The 239-nt window shown below is 66.5% G+C and carries 1 protein-coding gene; it reads left to right on the plus strand.

The window, feature by feature from the left end; translation table 11 throughout:
- On the plus strand, nucleotides 1-239 hold a 239-nt coding region (locus SB717_RS39265), incomplete at both ends, for a HAMP domain-containing protein (protein ID WP_410908713.1).

Raw genomic sequence — 239 nt, forward strand, 5'->3', positions numbered from 1 at the left:
CTCATTGCAACCCTACATCGACCGCTCCGAGCGGCGCCTGCTCACCCTGGGGCTAGGGCTGATCGGCCTGTGCTTGCTGATCGGTGCGGCTCTGTCGTGGTGGCTTGCGCGCTCGCTGCGCAAGTTGGCAGGTTATGCGCAGGCGGTCAGCGAAGGGGAACGTGCGGAGCTTCCCCATTACAAGGGCGGCGAGCTGGCGAACCTGGCACAGGCAGTGGAGCGCATGCGCACCCAGCTGG

Source organism: Priestia sp. SIMBA_032 (genome assembly GCF_046535215.1).
Lineage (GTDB): Bacteria > Bacillota > Bacilli > Bacillales > Bacillaceae_H > Priestia > Priestia aryabhattai.